16 protein-coding genes are annotated in these 18,754 nt (G+C 64.7%); 4 read left to right on the top strand and 12 right to left on the bottom strand.

What is annotated here, in order from left to right; translation table 11 throughout:
• Nucleotides 1-193: 193 nt before the first annotated feature.
• The 4 genes from GDH07_RS27415 to ptsP form a co-directional block, all read right to left on the bottom strand.
• Complete coding sequence (locus GDH07_RS27415) at nt 194-571, bottom strand: DUF6124 family protein (protein WP_152896622.1); 378 nt, start codon at nt 569-571, stop codon at nt 194-196.
• Nucleotides 572-1,396: 825 nt separating this feature from the next.
• The gene (locus tag GDH07_RS27410; RefSeq protein WP_152899512.1) at nt 1,397-3,160 is read right to left on the bottom strand and encodes a PTS fructose-like transporter subunit IIB; all 1,764 of its coding nucleotides are present in this window, start codon (nt 3,158-3,160) and stop codon (nt 1,397-1,399) included.
• 11 nt (nt 3,161-3,171) lie between these two features.
• Nucleotides 3,172-4,113, bottom strand: coding sequence for a 1-phosphofructokinase (pfkB, locus tag GDH07_RS27405; protein ID WP_152899511.1), 942 nt, complete (start codon nt 4,111-4,113; stop codon nt 3,172-3,174).
• Entirely contained in the window at nt 4,113-6,974 is a 2,862-nt protein-coding gene (gene ptsP / locus GDH07_RS27400; RefSeq protein ID WP_152899510.1) for a phosphoenolpyruvate--protein phosphotransferase, read from the bottom strand. Before ptsP ends, pfkB begins: the two co-directional genes overlap by 1 nt.
• 297 nt (nt 6,975-7,271) lie before the next feature.
• Here ptsP and cra point away from each other — a divergent pair, with 297 nt between their 5' ends.
• Together cra and GDH07_RS27390 are read left to right on the top strand one after the other, a co-directional pair.
• Nucleotides 7,272-8,267, top strand: a complete 996-nt coding sequence (cra, locus tag GDH07_RS27395) for a catabolite repressor/activator (RefSeq protein WP_085599024.1) — start codon at nt 7,272-7,274, stop codon at nt 8,265-8,267.
• Nucleotides 8,268-8,270: 3 nt separating this feature from the next.
• The gene (locus GDH07_RS27390) at nt 8,271-9,062 is read left to right on the top strand and encodes a TatD family hydrolase (RefSeq protein ID WP_343038351.1); all 792 of its coding nucleotides are present in this window, start codon (nt 8,271-8,273) and stop codon (nt 9,060-9,062) included.
• On the opposite strand, the gene GDH07_RS27385 is transcribed toward GDH07_RS27390, so the two are convergent.
• From GDH07_RS27385 to GDH07_RS27365, 5 genes are all read right to left on the bottom strand, one after another.
• The gene (locus GDH07_RS27385) at nt 9,048-9,419 is read right to left on the bottom strand and encodes a hypothetical protein (RefSeq protein ID WP_152899509.1); all 372 of its coding nucleotides are present in this window, start codon (nt 9,417-9,419) and stop codon (nt 9,048-9,050) included. The genes GDH07_RS27390 and GDH07_RS27385 overlap by 15 nt on opposite strands.
• A gap of 164 nt (nt 9,420-9,583) precedes the next feature.
• Complete coding sequence (locus tag GDH07_RS27380; RefSeq protein WP_343038350.1) at nt 9,584-11,614, bottom strand: methyl-accepting chemotaxis protein; 2,031 nt, start codon at nt 11,612-11,614, stop codon at nt 9,584-9,586.
• A 180-nt stretch (nt 11,615-11,794) separates the two neighbouring features.
• Nucleotides 11,795-12,631: a regulatory signaling modulator protein AmpE gene (gene ampE / locus GDH07_RS27375; RefSeq protein ID WP_022642187.1), complete on the bottom strand. Its 837-nt coding sequence runs from the start codon at nt 12,629-12,631 to the stop codon at nt 11,795-11,797.
• Nucleotides 12,628-13,188 carry a 1,6-anhydro-N-acetylmuramyl-L-alanine amidase AmpD gene (gene ampD, locus GDH07_RS27370; protein WP_152899508.1) on the bottom strand — a complete coding sequence of 187 codons (561 nt, stop codon included), beginning with the start codon at nt 13,186-13,188 and terminating at the stop codon, nt 12,628-12,630. Before ampD ends, ampE begins: the two co-directional genes overlap by 4 nt.
• Nucleotides 13,189-13,251: 63 nt before the next feature.
• Nucleotides 13,252-15,480 carry a DUF1631 domain-containing protein gene (locus tag GDH07_RS27365; RefSeq protein ID WP_152899507.1) on the bottom strand — a complete coding sequence of 743 codons (2,229 nt, stop codon included), beginning with the start codon at nt 15,478-15,480 and terminating at the stop codon, nt 13,252-13,254.
• A 362-nt stretch (nt 15,481-15,842) separates the two neighbouring features.
• Here GDH07_RS27365 and nadC point away from each other — a divergent pair, with 362 nt between their 5' ends.
• A complete protein-coding gene (gene nadC / locus GDH07_RS27360; protein WP_152899506.1) occupies nt 15,843-16,691 on the top strand; it encodes a carboxylating nicotinate-nucleotide diphosphorylase in 849 nt (282 codons plus the stop codon).
• A 63-nt stretch (nt 16,692-16,754) separates the two neighbouring features.
• Here nadC and GDH07_RS27355 read toward each other — a convergent pair whose 3' ends face one another.
• Complete coding sequence (locus GDH07_RS27355; protein ID WP_031320853.1) at nt 16,755-17,051, bottom strand: DUF6388 family protein; 297 nt, start codon at nt 17,049-17,051, stop codon at nt 16,755-16,757.
• Between the two features lie 298 nt (nt 17,052-17,349).
• Between GDH07_RS27355 and GDH07_RS27350 the strand changes: the two genes are divergently transcribed.
• Complete coding sequence (locus GDH07_RS27350; RefSeq protein ID WP_152899505.1) at nt 17,350-17,763, top strand: hypothetical protein; 414 nt, start codon at nt 17,350-17,352, stop codon at nt 17,761-17,763.
• Nucleotides 17,764-18,111: 348 nt separating this feature from the next.
• On the opposite strand, the gene GDH07_RS27345 is transcribed toward GDH07_RS27350, so the two are convergent.
• Together GDH07_RS27345 and GDH07_RS27340 are read right to left on the bottom strand one after the other, a co-directional pair.
• On the bottom strand, nt 18,112-18,678 hold the full coding sequence (locus tag GDH07_RS27345; protein ID WP_152899504.1) for a hypothetical protein: 567 nt from the start codon (nt 18,676-18,678) through the stop codon (nt 18,112-18,114).
• The coding region (locus tag GDH07_RS27340; RefSeq protein ID WP_152899209.1) for an IS3 family transposase at nt 18,659-18,754 on the bottom strand (96 nt) is incomplete at its 5' end. The genes GDH07_RS27340 and GDH07_RS27345, both read right to left, overlap by 20 nt.

The raw sequence follows: 18,754 nt of genomic DNA, 5'->3' as shown, positions 1-18,754 counted from the left end.
CGCCAGGGTTTGCGGGCACAAGGCCAAGGTAAAGCAAACGTTATGGCCAGCTGCGCACGGGCCCATAACTGAAGATCCTGGCCGGCAGATTCCGGGCTCTCCAAGGCGTCCCGCTGATGAAGTCGAACACCGGGCACTGAGGCGAGAAAGCGCCCCAGCGGGAGCAAGCTCCCTCGCCACAGGTGATGCGTATTCAGTCAGGGGAAAGGCGATGGCCATCGAGCAACGCATCCACCACGCCACGAGCCATCTCCACCGAATGCACCAGGGACCAGATCAACCCACGCTCGACGCCGCTGGCCTGCTCGGTGATCTCATCGGACACCTCCTCGGCGGCCTTGAGCAGCATGGACACATGGACCAGCGCCTCCTCGGCACTGATGCCGGAGCGGACGTCGAACAATGAATCGCGCCCCACCGCTGCGGCGACCGTGGGTTTCAGAGTCCGGATCAGCGAGCCGGTACGGGTGTTCACCAGTGCATGGAGAATCACCTCGCTGGCCCGGTCATGCTCCGGGTTGCGACGTGAAACAGAAGAGAAAACGGGGGGATCGGGGACGAGCTTTTTCATGGTGGCACTCCTGACTATGGAGCTTTCACCCATCGCTGCTAAACGGAGGGTGGCAGCTGGACGCGGGTTAGCAGACCAGGCAGTCAGGCAAGCCCAGCGCACCCAAAGGTGCCCCGCGTACAGCTGCCATAACGCATTGACCAGCATTCGCATGCTGGTCGGATGGAGATGGAGCTTGGCGTGCCTGAGTTTGGTCGGGCTGCTAAACCCGGTCACTGATGATCAGTGACGACCGGAGACTAGCCAGCAGATTCTTCAGGCACAAGCGCACCGGAGTCTCTCGGAAACCCCTTACAAAAGAAAGAGATTTGGATGGGTTTTGAGCCTGTCGAAGGCTATGAAAAGGTCACTAAATCTTCGACGGATTCAAGATCCAGCGGCCGCTGCGCGCCCGTGCGCAGCCTGCGGCAGCGGCTACACGAAGCAGGGGCCTGTAACCGCTGTCGAGCCAAGGCGAGGCTGCGACAAGGGCCGAAGGACCTTCAACGGATTCAAGACCCAGCGATGCGCCGCCCGGTAGGGCGCGCCGTGGTGCTGGTGATCTTGACCCACCCGCCCCCTGGGAAGGCCGAGTGCAGGTGCTTATCAGGGGAATGGCGCGCAGCGCCCCTCGACGCAGTCGAGGACATCGCTGGAAGCGATGCCCCCTGAGAAGTACCGGAACGAGGGAACCCGAGCGCAGCGAGCGGCCGGACGTGGGGGCAAGCGTTTTTGGTTACTTTTTTGGCGTTTGAAAAAAGTGACCCGCCGTAAGGGCGGAACCATAAGCAAGCCACCCCACCAACAACGGATATGTACACAAACCCAAAGAGCCCGGGCCGGCTCTCAGGCCGCCCCGCCCACCTGCCCCGCCCCAGGCTCAGGCTCAGGCTCCACCCCCATATCCCCCCGCCTCACCACCGCATACACCCCCGCCGTCAACAAACTCCCCGCCACAATCGCCAGCAAATACAACACCCCATGATTGATCGCATTCGGAATCAGCATCACGAACAACCCCCCATGGGGCGCCATCAACTTGCAGCCAAAATACATCGACAAGGCCCCCGTCAACGCCCCTCCGGCAATGCTCGCCGGGATCACCCGCAACGGGTCCTTGGCCGCGAACGGAATCGCCCCCTCGGAGATAAAGCACAACCCCAGCACCAGCGCCGCCTTGCCCGCCTCCCGCTCGGTCTGGGCGAACTTGCGCCGAGCGATGAAGGTCGCAATGCCCAGGCCAATGGGCGGCACCATCCCCGCCGCCATGGCCGCGGCCATCGGCGCATAACTCTGGGACGCCAGCAGCCCCACCGAAAACGCATAGGCCGCCTTGTTGATCGGCCCGCCCAGGTCCACGCACATCATCGCCCCCAGCAACACCCCCAGCAGGATCGCGTTGGTGGTGCCCATGCTGTCGAGGAAATGCGTCAGGGCCCCGAGCATGCCCGCCACCGGCTTGCCCACCACATAGATCATCACCAGGCCGGTGAACAGGCTGGTCAGCAACGGGATGATCAGGATCGGCTTCAGGGCCTCCAGGCCCTGGGGCAATTGCAGGTAGCGGTTGATCAGCTTGGCCGCGTACCCGGCCAGGAACCCGGCGACGATACCGCCGATGAACCCCGCGCCCAGGGTGCTGGCCAGCAGGCCACCGATCATCCCCGGGGCCAGCCCCGGCCGGTCGGCGATGGAGTAGGCGATGTAGCCAGCCAGCAACGGCACCATCAGCTTGAAGGCGGTCTCACCACCGATCTGCATCAAGGCCGCAGCCAGGGTGCCCTCCTCCTTGTACGCAGTGATGCCGAAGACGAACGACAGGGCGATCATCAAGCCGCCCGCCACCACCATCGGCAGCATGAACGAAACCCCAGTCAGCAGGTGCTTGTAGACCCCGGCCTTGTCTGGCTTGACCGGCGCCTGGGCGCCACTGGCCACGGACTCCGGCCGGCCCTCGGCCAGCGCCTTGTCCAGGGTCGCCTCGGCCTGCTTCAGCGCCACCCCGGTGCCGCAGCGATAGATGCGCTTGCCGGCAAAGCGTTCGGTGGCCACTTCGATGTCCGCCGCCAGCAGCACCACGTCGGCTTGTTCGATGGCTTCGGCGCTCAACGGATTGCGCGCGCCCACCGAGCCCTGGGTTTCCACTTGCAGCTGGTAACCCAGGCGCTTGGCCGCCTGCTGCAAGGCCTCGGCGGCCATGAAGGTGTGGGCCACCCCGGTGGGGCAAGCGGTGATCGCCACCACCCGTGGCATTGATGGTTCGATGCTGGGCGCGGGCTCGCCCGGCTCTTGCGCGGCCATCAGCACCTGGGCGTCCTCGGCACCCCGGCGCAGCAAGGCATCCACATCCTGCAGGGCCTGGGACGGGCTGCTGCGATAGACCCGCTTACCGACGAAACGCGACAGATCCACAGGCCCGCTGCTGACCACCAGCACCCACTCGGCCGCCGCCAGGGTCGCGGCCGACAGCTGGCGCTCGGGACGGGCCGGGTCGTGGACCTCGACGCTGGTGCTCCAGCCCTGGCGCTGGGCCGCGGCGTCCAGCAGGCGTGCGCAGAGCACGCTGGTGACCATGCCGTTGGGGCAGGCGGTAACGATGGCTAACTTCATGGGCACCTCTCTTATTGTTCTGCCAGGGGCTGCACGCGCACCCCCTGTTCCAGCCGGGCCAGTTGTGCCCGGTCGCCGATGCCGAAACCGATCTGGGTCACCGCCATGGCGGCGATGGCCGTGGCCGTGCGCAGGGCCTGGGCGGCGTCCTGGCCGGCGAGTAGGCCGTGCAGCACCCCGGCCAGCAACGAGTCGCCGGCGCCCACGGTACTGACCACCGCGACCTTGGGCGGCAGCGCCTGCAAGGCTTGGCCAGCGGCGAACCAGTGGACGCCGTCGGCGCCGTGGGAGACCACCACATGCTCGACACCCTGGGCCTGCAACTGGCGCGCAGCGGCGGCTTGGTCGTCCGGCGTGGCCACCGGCCGGCCCAGGGCATCGGCCAGTTCCTCGCCATTGGGCTTGACCAGCCAGGGCCCGGCCGCCAGCCCGGCACGCAAGGCGGCGCCGCTGGTGTCCAGGGCCAGCTTCAGGCCCATGGCCTTCAGGCGCAGCAACAAGGCCTGGAACCATTGCGGGCTCACGCCCTGGGGCAGGCTGCCGGCGACCACCACCGCGTCATGCCCGGGGGCGATCTGCTCCAGGCGCGCCAGCAGCGCTTGCTGGGCGACGGCGTCGACCAGCGGGCCCGGGCCGTTGACGTCGGTAACCCGCCCATCGGCCTCGGCCAGCTTGATGTTGCTGCGGGTTTCCCCCGGCACGCGAACGAAGGCATCGACGAACCCACGGCGGGCGAACAACTCATCGAAAGCCTGGGGATTGCCGGCCCCGAGAAAGCCGCTGACGGTCAGGCGATGGCCCAGGTCGGCCAGGACCTGGGCCACGTTCACCCCCTTGCCGGCGGCATGCACGTGCAGGGCCTGGCTACGGTTGACCTGCCCCACTTCCAGGCGCGCCAGGGGCACGGTCAGGTCCAGCGCCGGGTTGAGGGTCAGGGTGAGAATCTTCGCCATTACATGGCCTCCACTAAGGCGCGCACATCGTTGGCGCTGCCGACGGCCAGGGCCTGTTGAGCAAGGGTTCGGGCCTGGGCCAGGCTGAGTTCGCGAATGCGCGCCTTGACCTCGGCGATGCTGCGTCCGGAGACGCTCAGTTCATCCACGCCCAGGCCCACCAGCACCGGCACCGCCAGCGGGTCGGCCGCCAGCTCGCCGCAGACGCCGACCCACTTGCCGTGGGCATGGGCGGCGCGCACGGTGATGTCGATCAGTTGCAGCACCGCCGGGTGCAGGCCATCGGCCTGGGCCGAAAGGGTCGGATGGCCGCGATCGATGGCCAGGGTGTACTGGGTGAGGTCGTTGGTGCCGACGCTGAAGAAGTCCACTTCCTTGGCCAGTACCGGGGCCAGCAGGGCCGCCGAGGGCACCTCGACCATGATCCCCAGTTGCAGATCGGCCACGGGGATTTCCTGGCGCAGGCGCTCGGTCATGTCCCGGGCCTGGCGCCATTCCTCGACGCTGCCGACCATGGGGAACATGATCCGCAGCGGGCGGTTGTCCGCCGAGCGCAGCAGCGCCCGCAACTGCGCTTCCATGATCTGCGGGCGTTGCAGGGTCAGGCGGATTCCGCGCACGCCTAGGAAGGGGTTTTCCTCCTGGGCGATCGGCCAGTAGGGCAGCGGTTTGTCGCCGCCCACATCGAGGGTGCGCACCACCAGCGGCCGCCCGCCCAGGCCATCGAGCACACGGCGGTATTCGGCTTCCTGGGTGGCTTCGTCCGGGGCCTGGGGATGGGCCATGAAGATCAGCTCGGTGCGCAGTAGGCCGATGCCTTCGGCGCCCTGCTCCACCACCGCGGCGACGCCGGCGCTTTCCCCGACGTTGGCGAACACTTCCACCGCGTGACCGTCGCGGGTCTGGGCCGGCAGGTGACGCTGTTCGGCGGCGGCCAGGAGCCGCTGTTCGCGGTTGTCGCGTTCCTCTACCGCCCGCTGCAGGGTCGCCGGGTCCGGGGCGACATGCAGCCGGCCGCGCTGACCATCCAGCAGCAAGGCGGTGCCGGAGGCCATCAGCAGTACCCCGGCGCCGGCCCCCACCAGCGCCGGGATGCCCAGGGCCCGGGCGACGATGGCGCTGTGGGCCGTGGCGCCGCCACGGGCGGTGAGAATCCCGGCCACCCGGGCTGGGTCCAGGCGGGCCACATCCGAGGGGCCGACCTCATCCATCACCAGGATGTAGGGTTGCTCCGGCTCCACCGGCGCCAGCACACCACACAGCTGGGCTAGCACCCGGCGGCCGATGTCGCGCAGGTCGGCGGCGCGTTCGGCCAGCAGCGCATCCTGCAAGGACTCCTGTTGCCGGGCGGCGCTTTCGATCACGCTCATCCACGCGGCCTCGGCGCTTTCACCCTGCTTGAGGCGGGCCTGTACCTCATCCACCAGCTCGGGATCGTCGAGCATTTCCAGGTGGGTGATGAAAATTTCGCGGATGGCCTTGGCCTGGCTGCGCTGGATCAGGCCCTGGATGTCCTCGCGCACCTCGCCCAGGGCCTGCTGCAGGCGCTGGCGCTCGATGGCGGGAGACTCACCACGCAGCGGATAGTCGATGGCCTGCTGGACCTGCACATGGGCCGGGCCGATGGCGATCCCGGGGGCCGCCGGTACGGCCTGGACCAGGCTGCCGGGTGCTGGGGCGCTGACCCGGGCGGCGAGTTCTTGCGGCACGTCCACGGGCGCCGCGACGGTCGGCAAGGGCTCGACCTCTTCGCCCAGCCCTTGCTCGATGGCCGCCAGCAACACCGGCAAGGCCTCGGTGGCGATGCTCGGCTCGGCGATCAGTTCCAGCACCTGGCCACGGCGGGCGCCGAGGCTGAGCAACTTGCTCAGGCTCTTGAGCGAGACTGCCGGTTCCTTGCCGTCGGCGAGACGAATGCGGATCTCGCCGTCAAACCCCTTGGCCAGTTGCGCCAGCTCCTTGGCCGGGCGCGCGTGCAGGCCATGGGCGTTGGCCAGGGCGATCCGGGCGCTGGGCCAGTCCGCCGGCAACTCGCCGCCCAGTACTTCGAGCACCGCGCGGGTGCTGGTGGCACGCCACAACTCCTGGCCACGACCGTCGATCAACAGGGTGCACAAGCGTTCGAGCAGGGCCTGGTGGGCTTCACCGAGGCTGGCCAGGCAGAACAGGCCACTCAGAGGCTGGCCCAGGTAACGGATGGGTTTGTCCGGGGTGACGAAGGCCAAGCCCGGACGCAGCACGGTTTGCTCACTGTGCAGCCACCACAGGCCATCCCCCAGGGGCAGCGCCTCGACCTGCTGCAGTACGGCGGCGAAGCCATTGCTCACGCACTCGGCCTGGCGCAGCAGGCGTGCGCCGCGCCACACCAGCTCTTCGAAATCTTCGGCCGCCACCCCGAGGCCGATCATCTGCGCATCCAGCGCCAGTTCCTGGGGCGCGCCCTGCAACAGCTTGAGCAACGCCTGCGGCGAGCTGGCGCGCCGCAGGGCCTGGCCCAGGTCGGTCTCGCCCAGGGCGCGGGTCAGCAGTTGCAGCAGGCGCAGGTGCTCGTCGGACTTGGCGGCGATGCCGATGGCCAGGTAGACGATCTGCCCGTCGCCCCAGTCCACGCCTTCGGGAAACTGCAGCAGGCGCACGCCGGTGGCGAAGACCTGGTCGCGAGTTTCAGGGGTGCCGTGGGGGATGGCGATGCCTTGGCCGAGGAAGGTCGAGCCCTGGGCCTCGCGCTGTTCGAGGCCGCTCAGGTAACCCGCGGCCACCAGGCCGTCAGCCACTAGTTTGTCGGCCAGCAAGCGTAATGCCGCGGACTTATCCACAGCCGTCTGACCTATGGATATCTGCTCTACGGTGAGTTCGAGCATAGGTTCTCCTATTTAGCGCGGGGCAGCGCTAGGTATTGTTTTAAGTCAGCAGCGTAGGCGCTGTCATGGCCAAAAATGGGACTGGCCAGCCGGCGGAGGCGCTTCTACGTTTACGCTTTGGCCCAGAAAATACGCCTGCTGAAACGTTTAATCTAGCAGGATCGGCAAGTTACTCGATAATCTTCGCCTCTTGAAGTCCTGCTGGTCGCCTGCCGCTTCCGACATTGGTCGCGTGCCCAGATCAGGTAGGATTGGCGAAAATGTCGGGGCAAGCACCAAAAATAAGGAAATCCCGGGTTGAAACTCAGTGATATCGCTCGACTGGCCGGTGTGTCCGTCACCACCGCCAGTTACGTCATCAACGGCAAGGCCGAACAGCAGCGCATCAGCAACGCCACCGTGGAACGGGTGCGAGCGGTGGTCGAAGAACACGGCTTCACTCCCAATCCCCAGGCGGCCGGCCTGCGCAGCCGCCATACCCGGACCCTGGGCTTCATTCTCCCGGACCTGGAGAACCCCAGCTACGCACGGATCGCCAAGTTGCTCGAGCAAGGCGCGCGGGCCCGGGGCTACCAGTTGCTGATCGCCAGCTCCGACGATGCGCCGGACAGCGAACGGCAACTGCTGCAGCTGTTTCGCGCGCGCCGCTGCGATGCCTTGATCGTCGCCAGTTGCCTGCCACCGGAAGACGACAGCTACCAGCAATTGCAGGCCCAGGGGCTGCCGATCATCGCCATCGACCGGGTGATGCCGGCCGGGCAGTTCTGCTCGGTGATCAGCGACGACCTGCAAGCCAGCCTGCAACTGACCCAGAGCCTGCTGCAACCCGAGCCCCGGCAGATCGTGCTGCTCGGCGCCCGCCCGGAGCTGAGCATCAGCCAGGAGCGGGCCGCGGGTTTCCGCCAGGCCCTGGAGGGTTTCGGCGGCGACGTGGTGATCGAGCACGGCGAGGCCTTCAGCCGCGATTGCGGTCGGCAGTTGATGGAAGAGTTGCTGCAGCGCCTGGGCCACCTGCCCGATGCCCTGGTGACCACCTCCTATGTGCTGCTGCAAGGGGTGTTCGATGCCCTGCACGACTTCCCGCTCAAGTCCCGGCCACTGCGCCTGGGCACCTTCGGCGACACCCAGCTGCTGGACTTCCTGCCGCTGCCGGTCAACGCCATGGCCCAGCAACATCAGCTGATCGCCGACACCGCCCTGCAACTGGCCCTGGCGGCTATCGAAGAAGGCCAGTACCAGCCCGGCGTACAGGCCATCGCCCGGACCTTCAAACAGCGTATCCAGCAGGGCTGAACCGTGGAGCTGATCGACAGCCACACCCACCTGGATTTTCCGGATTTCGACGCCGATCGTACGGCGCTGCTGGCCGACAGCCGCGCCCGGGGCGTCGGCCGGATGGTGGTGCTGGGGGTCTACCAGGGCAACTGGCAGCGGGTCTGGGACCTGGTGCAAGGCGACCCGCAGCTCTATGCGGCCTTCGGCCTGCACCCGGTGTACCTGGACGATCACCAGCCCGCCGACCTGCAGCACCTGGGCGATTGGCTGGCGCGCCTGGCCGGGCATCCGCAACTGTGCGCAGTGGGCGAGATTGGCCTGGACTACTTTCTCCAGCACTTGGACCGCGAGCGCCAGCAGGCGCTGTTCGAGGCCCAACTGCAGTTGGCGGCGGACTTCCAGCTACCGGCGCTGCTGCATGTGCGGCGCAGCCACGCGGCGGTGATCGCCACCCTGAAGCGCTTCAAGCTCCAGCGCGGCGGGATCATCCACGCCTTCGCCGGCAGCCGCGAGGAGGCCCGGGAATACCTCAAGCTGGGTTTCAAGCTGGGCTTGGGCGGCGCCGCGACCTGGCCCCAGGCCCTGCGCCTGCGCAAGGTGCTCGCCGAGCTGCCGCTGGAAGCCCTGGTGCTGGAGACCGACGCGCCGGACATGGCCCCGGCGATGTACCCCAACCAGCGCAACAGCCCCCAGCACCTGCCGGAGATCTGCGCGGCCCTGGCCGAAATCATCGGCGTCGACGCCGAGCACCTGGCCAGCGCCAGCACCCGTAACGCCTGCGCAGTGTTCGGCTGGCCCTCAGCCGGCCTGTAGTAGCAGGGGGCGGCGCTGTCGGCGCCGGGCAACCGTCATCACCAGCAGGTACCCCACCAGCACCAGTGCCGAGATGCCCAGTTGCAGGCTCCGCTCCAGCAGCCCGATCCACTGCAATGTCAGGCTCACCAGCAGCACCGTGGCACAGAGCACGATCAACAGCGCCCGTAGGGTGGCGAACGAGCCCAGGGTCTTGAGGCGCTTGATCTGCTCCGGACAGTCGAGCTTCAGCGGCTTGTGGCAGTGCTTGCAGGCGAAGGGCTCCTGCATGGCCATGGCGTTGAGTTGCCAGGGTTCGAGATCGAGCAGAGCCTGGCAGTGGGCGCAGCGTCCCAGGACTCCGGAAGAAACGGTCATCGGCGTATTTCCTCAGGGCCATGGACACGCCATGGCTGACTGGCCGGGCGCAGGCGGCGCCCGGAAAAAACGCGCAGGAAAACAGGAAAAACACCCCAGACAAAGCGATTAATTACTACAGCTTGTGGCAGCCCGGCCTGGCCGGGCTGCACTACAGGGCGAGCTCAGACCCGGAACGCACCGATCAATTGCTTGAGCTGGACCACCTGGGCCGCGAGCTGGCGGCTGGCATCCTCGGTCTGGTGCGCGCCTTCGGCGGTACGTTCACCAGCGCGGTTGATCTCGACGATGTTCTGGTCGATGTCGTGGGCCACCGCCGTCTGTTGCTCCACCGCCGCGGCGATCTGCTGGTTCTGGTCGACGATCATGCCCACCGCGCCGAGGATGTTTTCCAGGGCCTGCTGGACCTTCTCCGACTGATCGACCGTGCCATTGGCCATGGCATGGCTGCTGCCCATGGCCTTGACCGCCGCACTGACCCCGCCGTGCAGCTTGCCGATCATGTCTTCGATTTCCTCGGTGGACTGCTGGGTGCGCTTGGCCAGGGTCCGCACTTCATCGGCCACCACGGCGAACCCGCGCCCCTGCTCGCCGGCCCGGGCCGCCTCGATCGCCGCGTTGAGGGCCAGGAGGTTGGTCTGCTCGGCGATGCTCTTGATCACCTCCAGCACCCGGCTGATGGATTGGCTATCGCTGGCCAGCTGGTTGATCACCAGCACCGATTGGTCGATCTCGCTGGCCAGCCGGGCAATGCTGCCTTGCTGGGATTCCACCAGGCCCCGGCCACTGATGGTTTCGTCGTTGACGCTATGGGCGCTGCTGACCGCCGCCGCAGCGCTGCGGGCCACTTCCTGGGAGGTCGCGGACATCTGGTTCATCGCCGTGGCCACCTGCTCGATCTGGCTGCGCTGACCGGCCACCGCCTGGTTGCTCTGGGCCGAGACGTTTTCCACTTGCCCGGCCTGGCGCTCGACCTCGCTGACGGTATGCCCGACCCGCTCGATCAAATCGTGGATCTTCAGCACCGTGCCGTTGAACAGGCTGCCCAGCTCTCCCAGCTCATCACGACTGTGGGCGGTGAACGTGACAGTCATGTCGCCGGCCGCGACCTTGTCCATCATGGCGCCCAGGCGACGCAGGGTGGTGCGGGTCGAGGCGTAGAAACCGCCATACAGGTAGACGATCGAGAGGAACACCAGGGCCAGGGCCGCCACCAGCAGCACCATGTGGCTACGGTTCTGCGCCAGGCGCTTTTGCAGCTCGACGTCGAGGAACTTCAGGGTGTTTTCGTTGAGCTGGTAGGTCTGCCCCATCAGTTGGCTGACTTGCTCGTAGAACGCCGGCCAGGGCGCCTCCAGGGTCTCGGCCATCACCACCTGCTCCTCGAACAGCTCGCTGGCCTGCTTGAGGCTGGCCTTGCTGGCATTGGCCGCGCCGTCAAGGGCATCGTGGGCGGCGCGGCTGGAGCCCAGGGCGTCCTGGAGCTTGAGGCCATACTCGGCCTGGAGTTTTTCGATCTGCACCAGCAGTTCGTCGAAACGGGTGCTGGAAGACGAATTGAGAAAGCCCTGGCCCAGGGAGAAGGCGCCCATGGCCCGGCCGTCGCCCAGGATCTGGGTGACTTGCGGGGTGACGCCGGTGATCAGCTCGCTGAGCTGGCGGATATCGCCCTGGGCATCGCGGCTGAGGCCCGACTGGCTGGCGATGATCTGGCTGAACAGCTGCGCGCTGCCCAGCAGCTTGCCGATCAGCCCGCTCTTGTTCAGCAGCGAGTTTTCCACTTGCTGGGCCTTGAAGGCCGTCACCAGTTCATCGCGCTTGGCGTTGAAGATCTCCACCTGCTGGGGGTCGGTGGTCACCGCTTGCATGGCTTGCAGGCGCTCGAGCACCAGGCGCTCCTGGGCGGCGATCTTGCTCTCCAGGTCCCCCGCCTTGCCGGACTGGCCCAGGCCGGCGTTGATTTGCACCTGGTTGTTCAGGGTTTCCAGATCGCGGCGCAGGGCCAGGCTGCTGCCCAGCAGGTCGAGGCTTTGCAGTTCGACCCGGGTGCCCTGGAACTCGCGGTAGGAATCGCGCACCAGATAAAAGTTGGTCACCAGCATGGGTACAAAGAACAGCACGCTGATCAGGCTGAACTTCATGCCGAAGCTCAGGCGGTTCATCAGCGCGACAGCGGGATAGAGCAAGCTCTTCACAAAGAAGTCTCCCTTTTCTTTTATTTTTATTGGCAGGCAGGCGAAGGCAGCAGATAGCCACTATTCGGCGCTCCGTCTGTATAGCGTAATTTCGGGGGAGGTTTTGTAACTTAAAGTTAACCGCGCCAGGGCGGCGCTGCGGGGAACAGGGCGAGGGAGCCGGCCCCCTCGCCAGAAGGCTCAGATGAGCACGGTATACAGGGCGAAACCGGCGTACCAGAGCACGGCGGCGCGCAGCAGCAGTTCCCAGATGCGGTCCAGGCTGTTGATGCCTTCGGGGCCGGTGACTGGCGGCGGGATCTCAGCGGCCACCAGGCCGACCTTCTCCACCAGATGCGCGGCGTCGATGTGCCAGTTGAGCAGTTCGTGGAGCATCACCCGGCCCACCGCCACGAAGTTGCCCACCAGGGCGAAGCTTGCCGCCAGCAAGCGTACCGGCAGCCAGTCGAAGGCATGCCGCAGTTGCGCCGCGCGCTCCACCAGGGCCGGGTTCTTGCCGTGTTCGGCGGCCAGCGCCAGCAGGCGATAACTCAGGGCCGCCACCGGCCCCAGCAGGAAGTACCAGAAGATCACCGCGAAGAAGCCCTGGTAGGCCTGCCACAGCAAGTGGCCCTGGACTCGCTCCAGCAACTGCTCGCCGTTGTCGCCACCAATGCCCAGGTCACGCTTGGCCACGTGCAGCGCCGCTTGCAGGTCCTCGCGCCGCCAGGCATCGCGGAACGGCCCCAGGCCGCCGAGCAAGTCGCCGCGCCCCAGGGCGTAGATCACCACCAGCAGGTGCAGCGGCGCCGCCAGCAGGCCGTAGGCCAGCGGCTGCAAGATCAGCAACAGCAAACCGAGCACCAGCACCGGCAGCAGCACCAGCAAGCCCAGCAGGCTCCAGGGACGCCCGGCCATGCGCGGGCTCGATTCCAGTCGTGCCAGGCGCGTCAGCCACCAGCCGTCGCGCTGCACTTTCTGGCGCAGGGCCGAGAACTTCTCGATCCACACCGCCAGCAGCAACACCAGAAAACTCATTGCCCTTCCCCCTTCTCCAAGGCGGCACGATAGCGTGCCCAGTCGAAAGCCTGGCCCGGATCGGTCTTGCGCCCGGGCGCGATATCGCTATGGCCACAAATCCTGTGTGGCGTGATGGCGCTGAAGGCCGCCTGCAATTGCTCGGTCAACAGATTCAACGCCTGGTACTGGGCATCGGTGAACGGCAGCTCGTCGGTGCCTTCCAGCTCGATACCCAGGGAAAAGTCGTTGCAGGTCTCGCGCCCCTCGAAACTCGACACCCCGGCATGCCAGGCCCGCTCCAGACAGGAGACAAACTGGGTGACCGCGCCGTCACGTTCGATCAGAAAATGCGCGGACACGCGCAAGTCGGCGATCCCGGCAAAATAGGGATGCTCTGTGACATCGAGGCGATTCTGGAAGAATTCCTGCACCTTGCCGGTGCCAAACTGCCCCGGCGGCAGGCTGATGTTATGGATCACCAGCAGGGAAATCTCGCCCGCCGGGCGTTCATTGAAATTGGGTGACGGACAGTGAAGTACGCCATCGCACCAACCCGTGGCAGGGTCCAGCCGCATACCGATTCCTTCAACTAAAGCCTTGAGTGGCCCAGTATGCCGCGATCCCGGTGCCGGTTGCGATCACTTGCCGTGATTGAGGCGCCGCAGATTGCCGATCACCGATTCCAGAGCCCGGTCGAACAGCAGGGTGTCGTCCAGGGCGTGTACCGCGCCACGCTGGAATTCCAGGGCCAGGCCCATGCGAGTGCGCTCCAGCACCTTCATCCCGGTACGGTTGACGAATACGTACTTGGCCACGGGATGGGGAACGATGGCTGCCAGCTTGCAGCGCAAGATGCTGTCTTCATCCTCCTGGAACTCGACCCAGGCCCCCAGGCGCAGCTGGTCCACCAGTTGCAGGCTCGGGTCATTGACCGGCAAGGCCAGGGGCGCCGCTTCCAGCGGGCCTTCCTCGGCACTGGGCAGGACGATCTGCTGGGCCACCTCGACCATGTCCGTAGGTGCCGGCTCCTGGGCGACCACAGGCTGTTGCGTGGCCAGGGCCTGGTGCTCGAACACCTGCAGGTGCAGAAGCTCCAGCTGGGCGAAGAATTCGCTGGTGGCGAAAGGATCGAAGGCCGCGCCGCTCAGGCCGTCGCGCAGCCCCTTGAGCAGGCCGGGCACCAGGGCCAGCAGGCGCATGGCGGTGTCCGGCTCGGCGTGGCGCTGCACACTCCAGATCAGTTGTTCCATGGTCTGTTCGGCCGCCTGCCACTGCGGCGAGTCGTCGCCGTGCTTCAGGCAACTGAGCAACAGTACCTGGCTCCAGGCATCGCGGACGAAATCCACCACCACCTGGGGCATGACCTTGCCCAGCAAGGCCTGGTTCAGCGCCTGTTCCACCCGGCGCCGGGCCAGCTCGGCCTTGGCCCGGCCTTCTTCGGCATCGCGGGTGCGCTGTTCGAGCAACTCGGCCCGACGACGCTCGTCCGCGGTGAAGGCCAGGAAGTCCGCCAGCAGCTCGGAAAAGATCGCCGGGTCGTCGCTGAACTCGCTCAAAAGCCGCTGCACCACTTGTTCGATACGCAGGTACAGGCTGTCACGCTGGTGGTCGTCACAGCCGCCCCAGCCCATGGCTGCGGCGGCGATTTCATTGAGCAGGCGCCGGGCTGGATGGCTGCCACGGCTGAAGAAGCTCTTGTCCAGCACCGCCACCTTGAGCATGGGGATCTGCAGGCGGCCGATCAGCGCCTTGAGCGAGTCCGGCAGGTTGCGGTCGTCGAGGATGCATTCGAACAGCATCGCGATCAGGTTAATCACGTCTTCGTCGGCCACATCCACCACCCGCGACTTGCCGCTCTTGACGCTGACCCGGGTCAGCAACTGCTCCAGCTGGTTACGCAGGTCGAAATCGTCCTGGAGGCTGGGTGGCGGCACGTACTGCTGCAGGTGCGAGAGCAGGCGCAGCAGGTCGCGAGTGGAGATCGGCTGGGTCTCGGCGCTGGCTTCCAGGGTCGGCGCCACACTGCCGCGCACATGGAGCAACAGGGTCTGCAGGGCAGCGAAGACTTCCTGGACGCTTTCGTCGAAGGGATGTTGTCCGGTTTTACCAGCGCCGCCCTGGCCAGCCTCGTCCTGGACCTCGGCGCGGACCCGGTCCGAAGCACGCCGCGCCGGGGCCGGCAGCAGGTCGGGGAGGATCCCGGTGGCGATCAGCAACTGGTTGGCCTCGGCATAGAGTTGCTCGGCCTCCCTGAGCACGTAGCGCTCGAACAGCTTGAGGATGATCAGCTTGACCTTGATCTCCACCCCCAGGCTGCGCCCGGCCTGCAGGAAATATTCGCAGAGCAGCGCCGGCCCCAGGGGGTTCTCGCCTTCGGCCAGGCGCCGGCCCAGCAATACTCCCAGGCGTGCGGTCAGGTGCCCCAGGGCGAAGCCGGCCCGGTTGAGCACCTTGGCCACCATGGCATCCACGGCGACGGTCTTTTCCAGGTCATCGCGGGTGGGTTGCTGCTCCGGGTCGTAGGCCGCGGCATGGGCGATGACCAGGGCCGGGTCGTACTGGACCAGGCCGGCAAAGGCCTCGAAGAACTTCTCGAGAAAGCCGCGCTCGATGCTCTTGCGCTTCAGGCGCAGGTCGCGCATGGCCTCGAACAGGATGTTCTGCTCGATGTTGTCCTGGGCCCGGTCAGCCATCTCGAACAAGGTGTCGTCGGCGTTATCGAACAGCTCTTGCAAGCCATGGCGCAGCTGCTGGGCGGCCTTGTCACGAACCTGAAGCAGAATCACAGGCAGGCGGGCCAACGGCGAAGCGCTCGCCTGTTCTGTAGCGGCCTTGTGCAAAGGCACTACATTCCCGTCGTTGTGCATCCAAGCCTCCTGCAAAGGTGTTTCTTCGGTTCGATATCAAGGTCCTGCCGAGCCGGTGACGCTCACAGCCGACTCTGAGCGAAGGCATAAATGCACTGCGCTGCACTTCATGTAAGGGGAAGCCAAAGACACGTCAAAGCTATGACGTCAATTACAAGTCGCATTATCTTGTAAAACTCCCCTGTTGCGCCAGCAGACTCTGTCGACTCCTCGGAAATAACCCTTAGGTTTCTAGGAAAAATCTCTCATCAATTAAGACAAAGCGACGAAACACAGGTTCGGCCCGGGGTTGCCGATTAGCCGCCTTGGGTTCGCCGATCCCATGCCCCTATAATCGGCGCACCTTGTTTGTGGAGTCCGTTATGCCGAATCTACGCCTCGCCGACCTGACCGCCGAAATCGAAGCCAATGTGCGCCGCGCACTGCTGGAAGACATCGGCAGCGGCGATATCACCGCGCAACTGATCCCGGCCGAACGCCTGGCCAAGGCCACCATCATTACCCGGGAAGCGGCGGTGATCAGTGGTACCGCCTGGGTCGATGCGGTGTTTCGCCAACTGGACCCACGGGTCGCCGTGCACTGGCAGGTGGCGGATGGCGAGCGGGTAGTGCCCAACCAGGCGCTGTTCCATCTCGAAGGCCCGGCCCGCTCGCTGCTCACCGGCGAGCGCAGCGCCTTGAACTTCCTGCAACTGCTGTCGGGGGTGGCCACCCGCGCTCGCTACCTGGCGGACTTTGTCGCCGATACCCAGGTCAAGCTGCTGGATACCCGCAAGACCCTGCCCGGCCTGCGCCTGGCACAGAAGTACGCAGTCACCTGCGGCGGCTGCTACAACCACCGCATCGGCCTGTATGACGCCTTCCTGATCAAGGAAAACCATATCGCCGCCTGCGGTGGTATCGCCCAGGCGATCAGCGCCGCCCACAAGATCGCCCCGGGCAAGCCGGTGGAGGTGGAAGTGGAAAGCCTGGTGGAATTGAAAGAAGCGCTGGCGGCGGGTGCCGATATAATCATGCTCGACGAGTTGAGCCTGGACGACATGCGCGAGGCTGTGCGCCTGAATGCTGGCCAGGCCAAGCTCGAAGCCAGCGGCGGGATCAACGAAAGTACCTTGCGTCCGATCGCCGAGACCGGCGTGGACTACATCTCCATCGGCGCCATGACCAAGGATGTGAAGGCCCTGGACCTGTCCATGCGCCTGAGCCTCTGAAAACTGCGGCGGGTTTGGCTACAAGCTTCAAGAAGCGTTCTTGAAGCTTGCCGCCGCTAGCGCTCAATCGTCGATTTCGTTGAGTTCCAGATAGTCCTGAAGATCCATGCCCAGTGCCTCGGCAACCTCCTGGTGTACTTCCAGGCGCATGGCCTTCAGCTCCTCGGGTGTCTCGGCCACCAGGTCGAGCACCAGTTCCCACGGCTCGATACCGCGAGACTCCGCCTCGTCTTCAAAGGCCCATTGCGCCTGTTGCTTCTGTTCCTCAGGGCTCAGGGCGCTGATTTCTTCTTGCAAGGAAGGCGTGGCAGCCAGGTACCTTTCAAGCGCTACGTCGATTCTTGCCTCTTTAGGAATCATCTCGTTCTCTCTGATCATGGGAATGGAAGTGGATCGGGGTCGCTGGGATCTCTGGGCCGCTCGATTCAACCGGCCTGCAGAGCCATTCGGGATCATCTGAAAACAGCATGCTGGTACTCAGACAGGGACCGAATATAGGGGCTTTGGCCGGTGATTTATATGACTCAATGCAGCCTTGTGGGAAAAACCGCAGATTTCCCTGCAACGGCGGTATCTTCTCGCTTCACCCCGGGAACAAGGTTCGTCGGATGCAGTCGTAGCGATGTGCCATATCGGCATCTCACAAGGAACTGCAGTGATGTCCCGTCGCTCTTCTTTCGCCCCCATCCTGTTCGCAACCTGCACCCTGGCCCTGCTGGGCAGTACGGTCCAAGCCGCTGTCGAGTTCGACGACGCCAACCCTTCCTCCTACGACAAGCTTGGCACTGTTCATCGAGCGCCCAGCGGCGATATCAGCCTGCGCAGCTCGGATTTCAGTAGCGAGGACCTGCAAAAACTGCGGGACGCCTTGAAGAACACCAGCGCCGAGATGGAAAAGCTCAAACGCACCGTCGACGACCAAGCCAGGACGATTGCCGACCTCAAGCGCAACAACGGCAGCAGTTCGAACTCTGGTGACCTGTCCGACATCAAGCGTGAACTGCGCGACCAGGGTAGCGATCTGCAACGGCTCCAGCGCGATGTGGATAACTTGAACCGCAAGGTCAGGTAAGGCGGAGCCAAGAAAGAAAAAGCCCGCGGCAGGCGGGCTTTGTCGGGTGTCAGTGGTGCGGAGACAGGAATCGAACTATGCACCTACAGACCAGATAACTTTGGAAACCTGTAAAATAGTATCTGAGGTCGTATACCTAAACATATACCTAAATCGAAATGTGCTCCAGCAACACCGTGCTAAATGGCTAGCACAAAAAAGCCCTCCTAAGAGGGCTTGCTCCTACCTTCTCTTTGGCGGCGAAGGCGGTGGTGGCGGTACGCGTCGAGGAAGATCTTCATCACTCTTGATGTTTCTCATTGGCGGCGGCGGCGGCGGTGGAGGCTTTCGCTCGGACATAAAGTGCTCCTAAGGCTGGGTGGATACGTAAATAGGAAGAAAAGAAGTCATTGACCAGATCACAGCGTAGATGACATTTCTCGACAAGGCATCCAACTCGGAGCTTCGTCGATCGTTGTTGGTGGCATTCCTCGTGGCTCCCATGACGTAATAATCCACCATGATCTGCATGAAGAAGCTGTTGGCCTGCTCGACACTTCCATCGTAGTACTCAATGAGTGTCTTTCGGTGGGCTTCGAGCTTCTCGGCCAGAGGTATGGCCAAATCGTGAAAACGGACACGCCAGGCCCAAGCAAAGTGCCACATTGCCCTAACAACAAATATCCCTGCCCCTAGGTACAGAATCCAGAAGTAGATTCCTGCGGTTGTATCTGTAGGTGGAGCCTTGGGAAGAAGGTAGGAAAGGAAGCTGAGTAGGGCGACAATCAACGCGAGCGGGAGGTTCAATCTTGAGATCAGCTTCTCCTTCCGATCAATCTCAGCTAGATAGATCTTCTCGTACAGCTTGTACTCCTCGTCATCGGACTGGTCTGTCCCGGAGCTGGTGGACAGGTAGTTAAGAGTTACTGCTCGCATAGCGCCGCTCAAACTCCATCGGGCTGAGATAGCCCAACGTCGAGTGGCGGCGACGGTGATTGTAAAAGCGGATGTA

Origin of the sequence: Pseudomonas piscis (assembly GCF_009380155.1) — a bacterium.
Classification (GTDB): Bacteria; Pseudomonadota; Gammaproteobacteria; order Pseudomonadales; family Pseudomonadaceae; genus Aquipseudomonas; species Aquipseudomonas piscis.
Note: the sequence above shows the minus strand (reverse complement) of the source record. Positions and strands in the feature narration are given on the sequence as shown.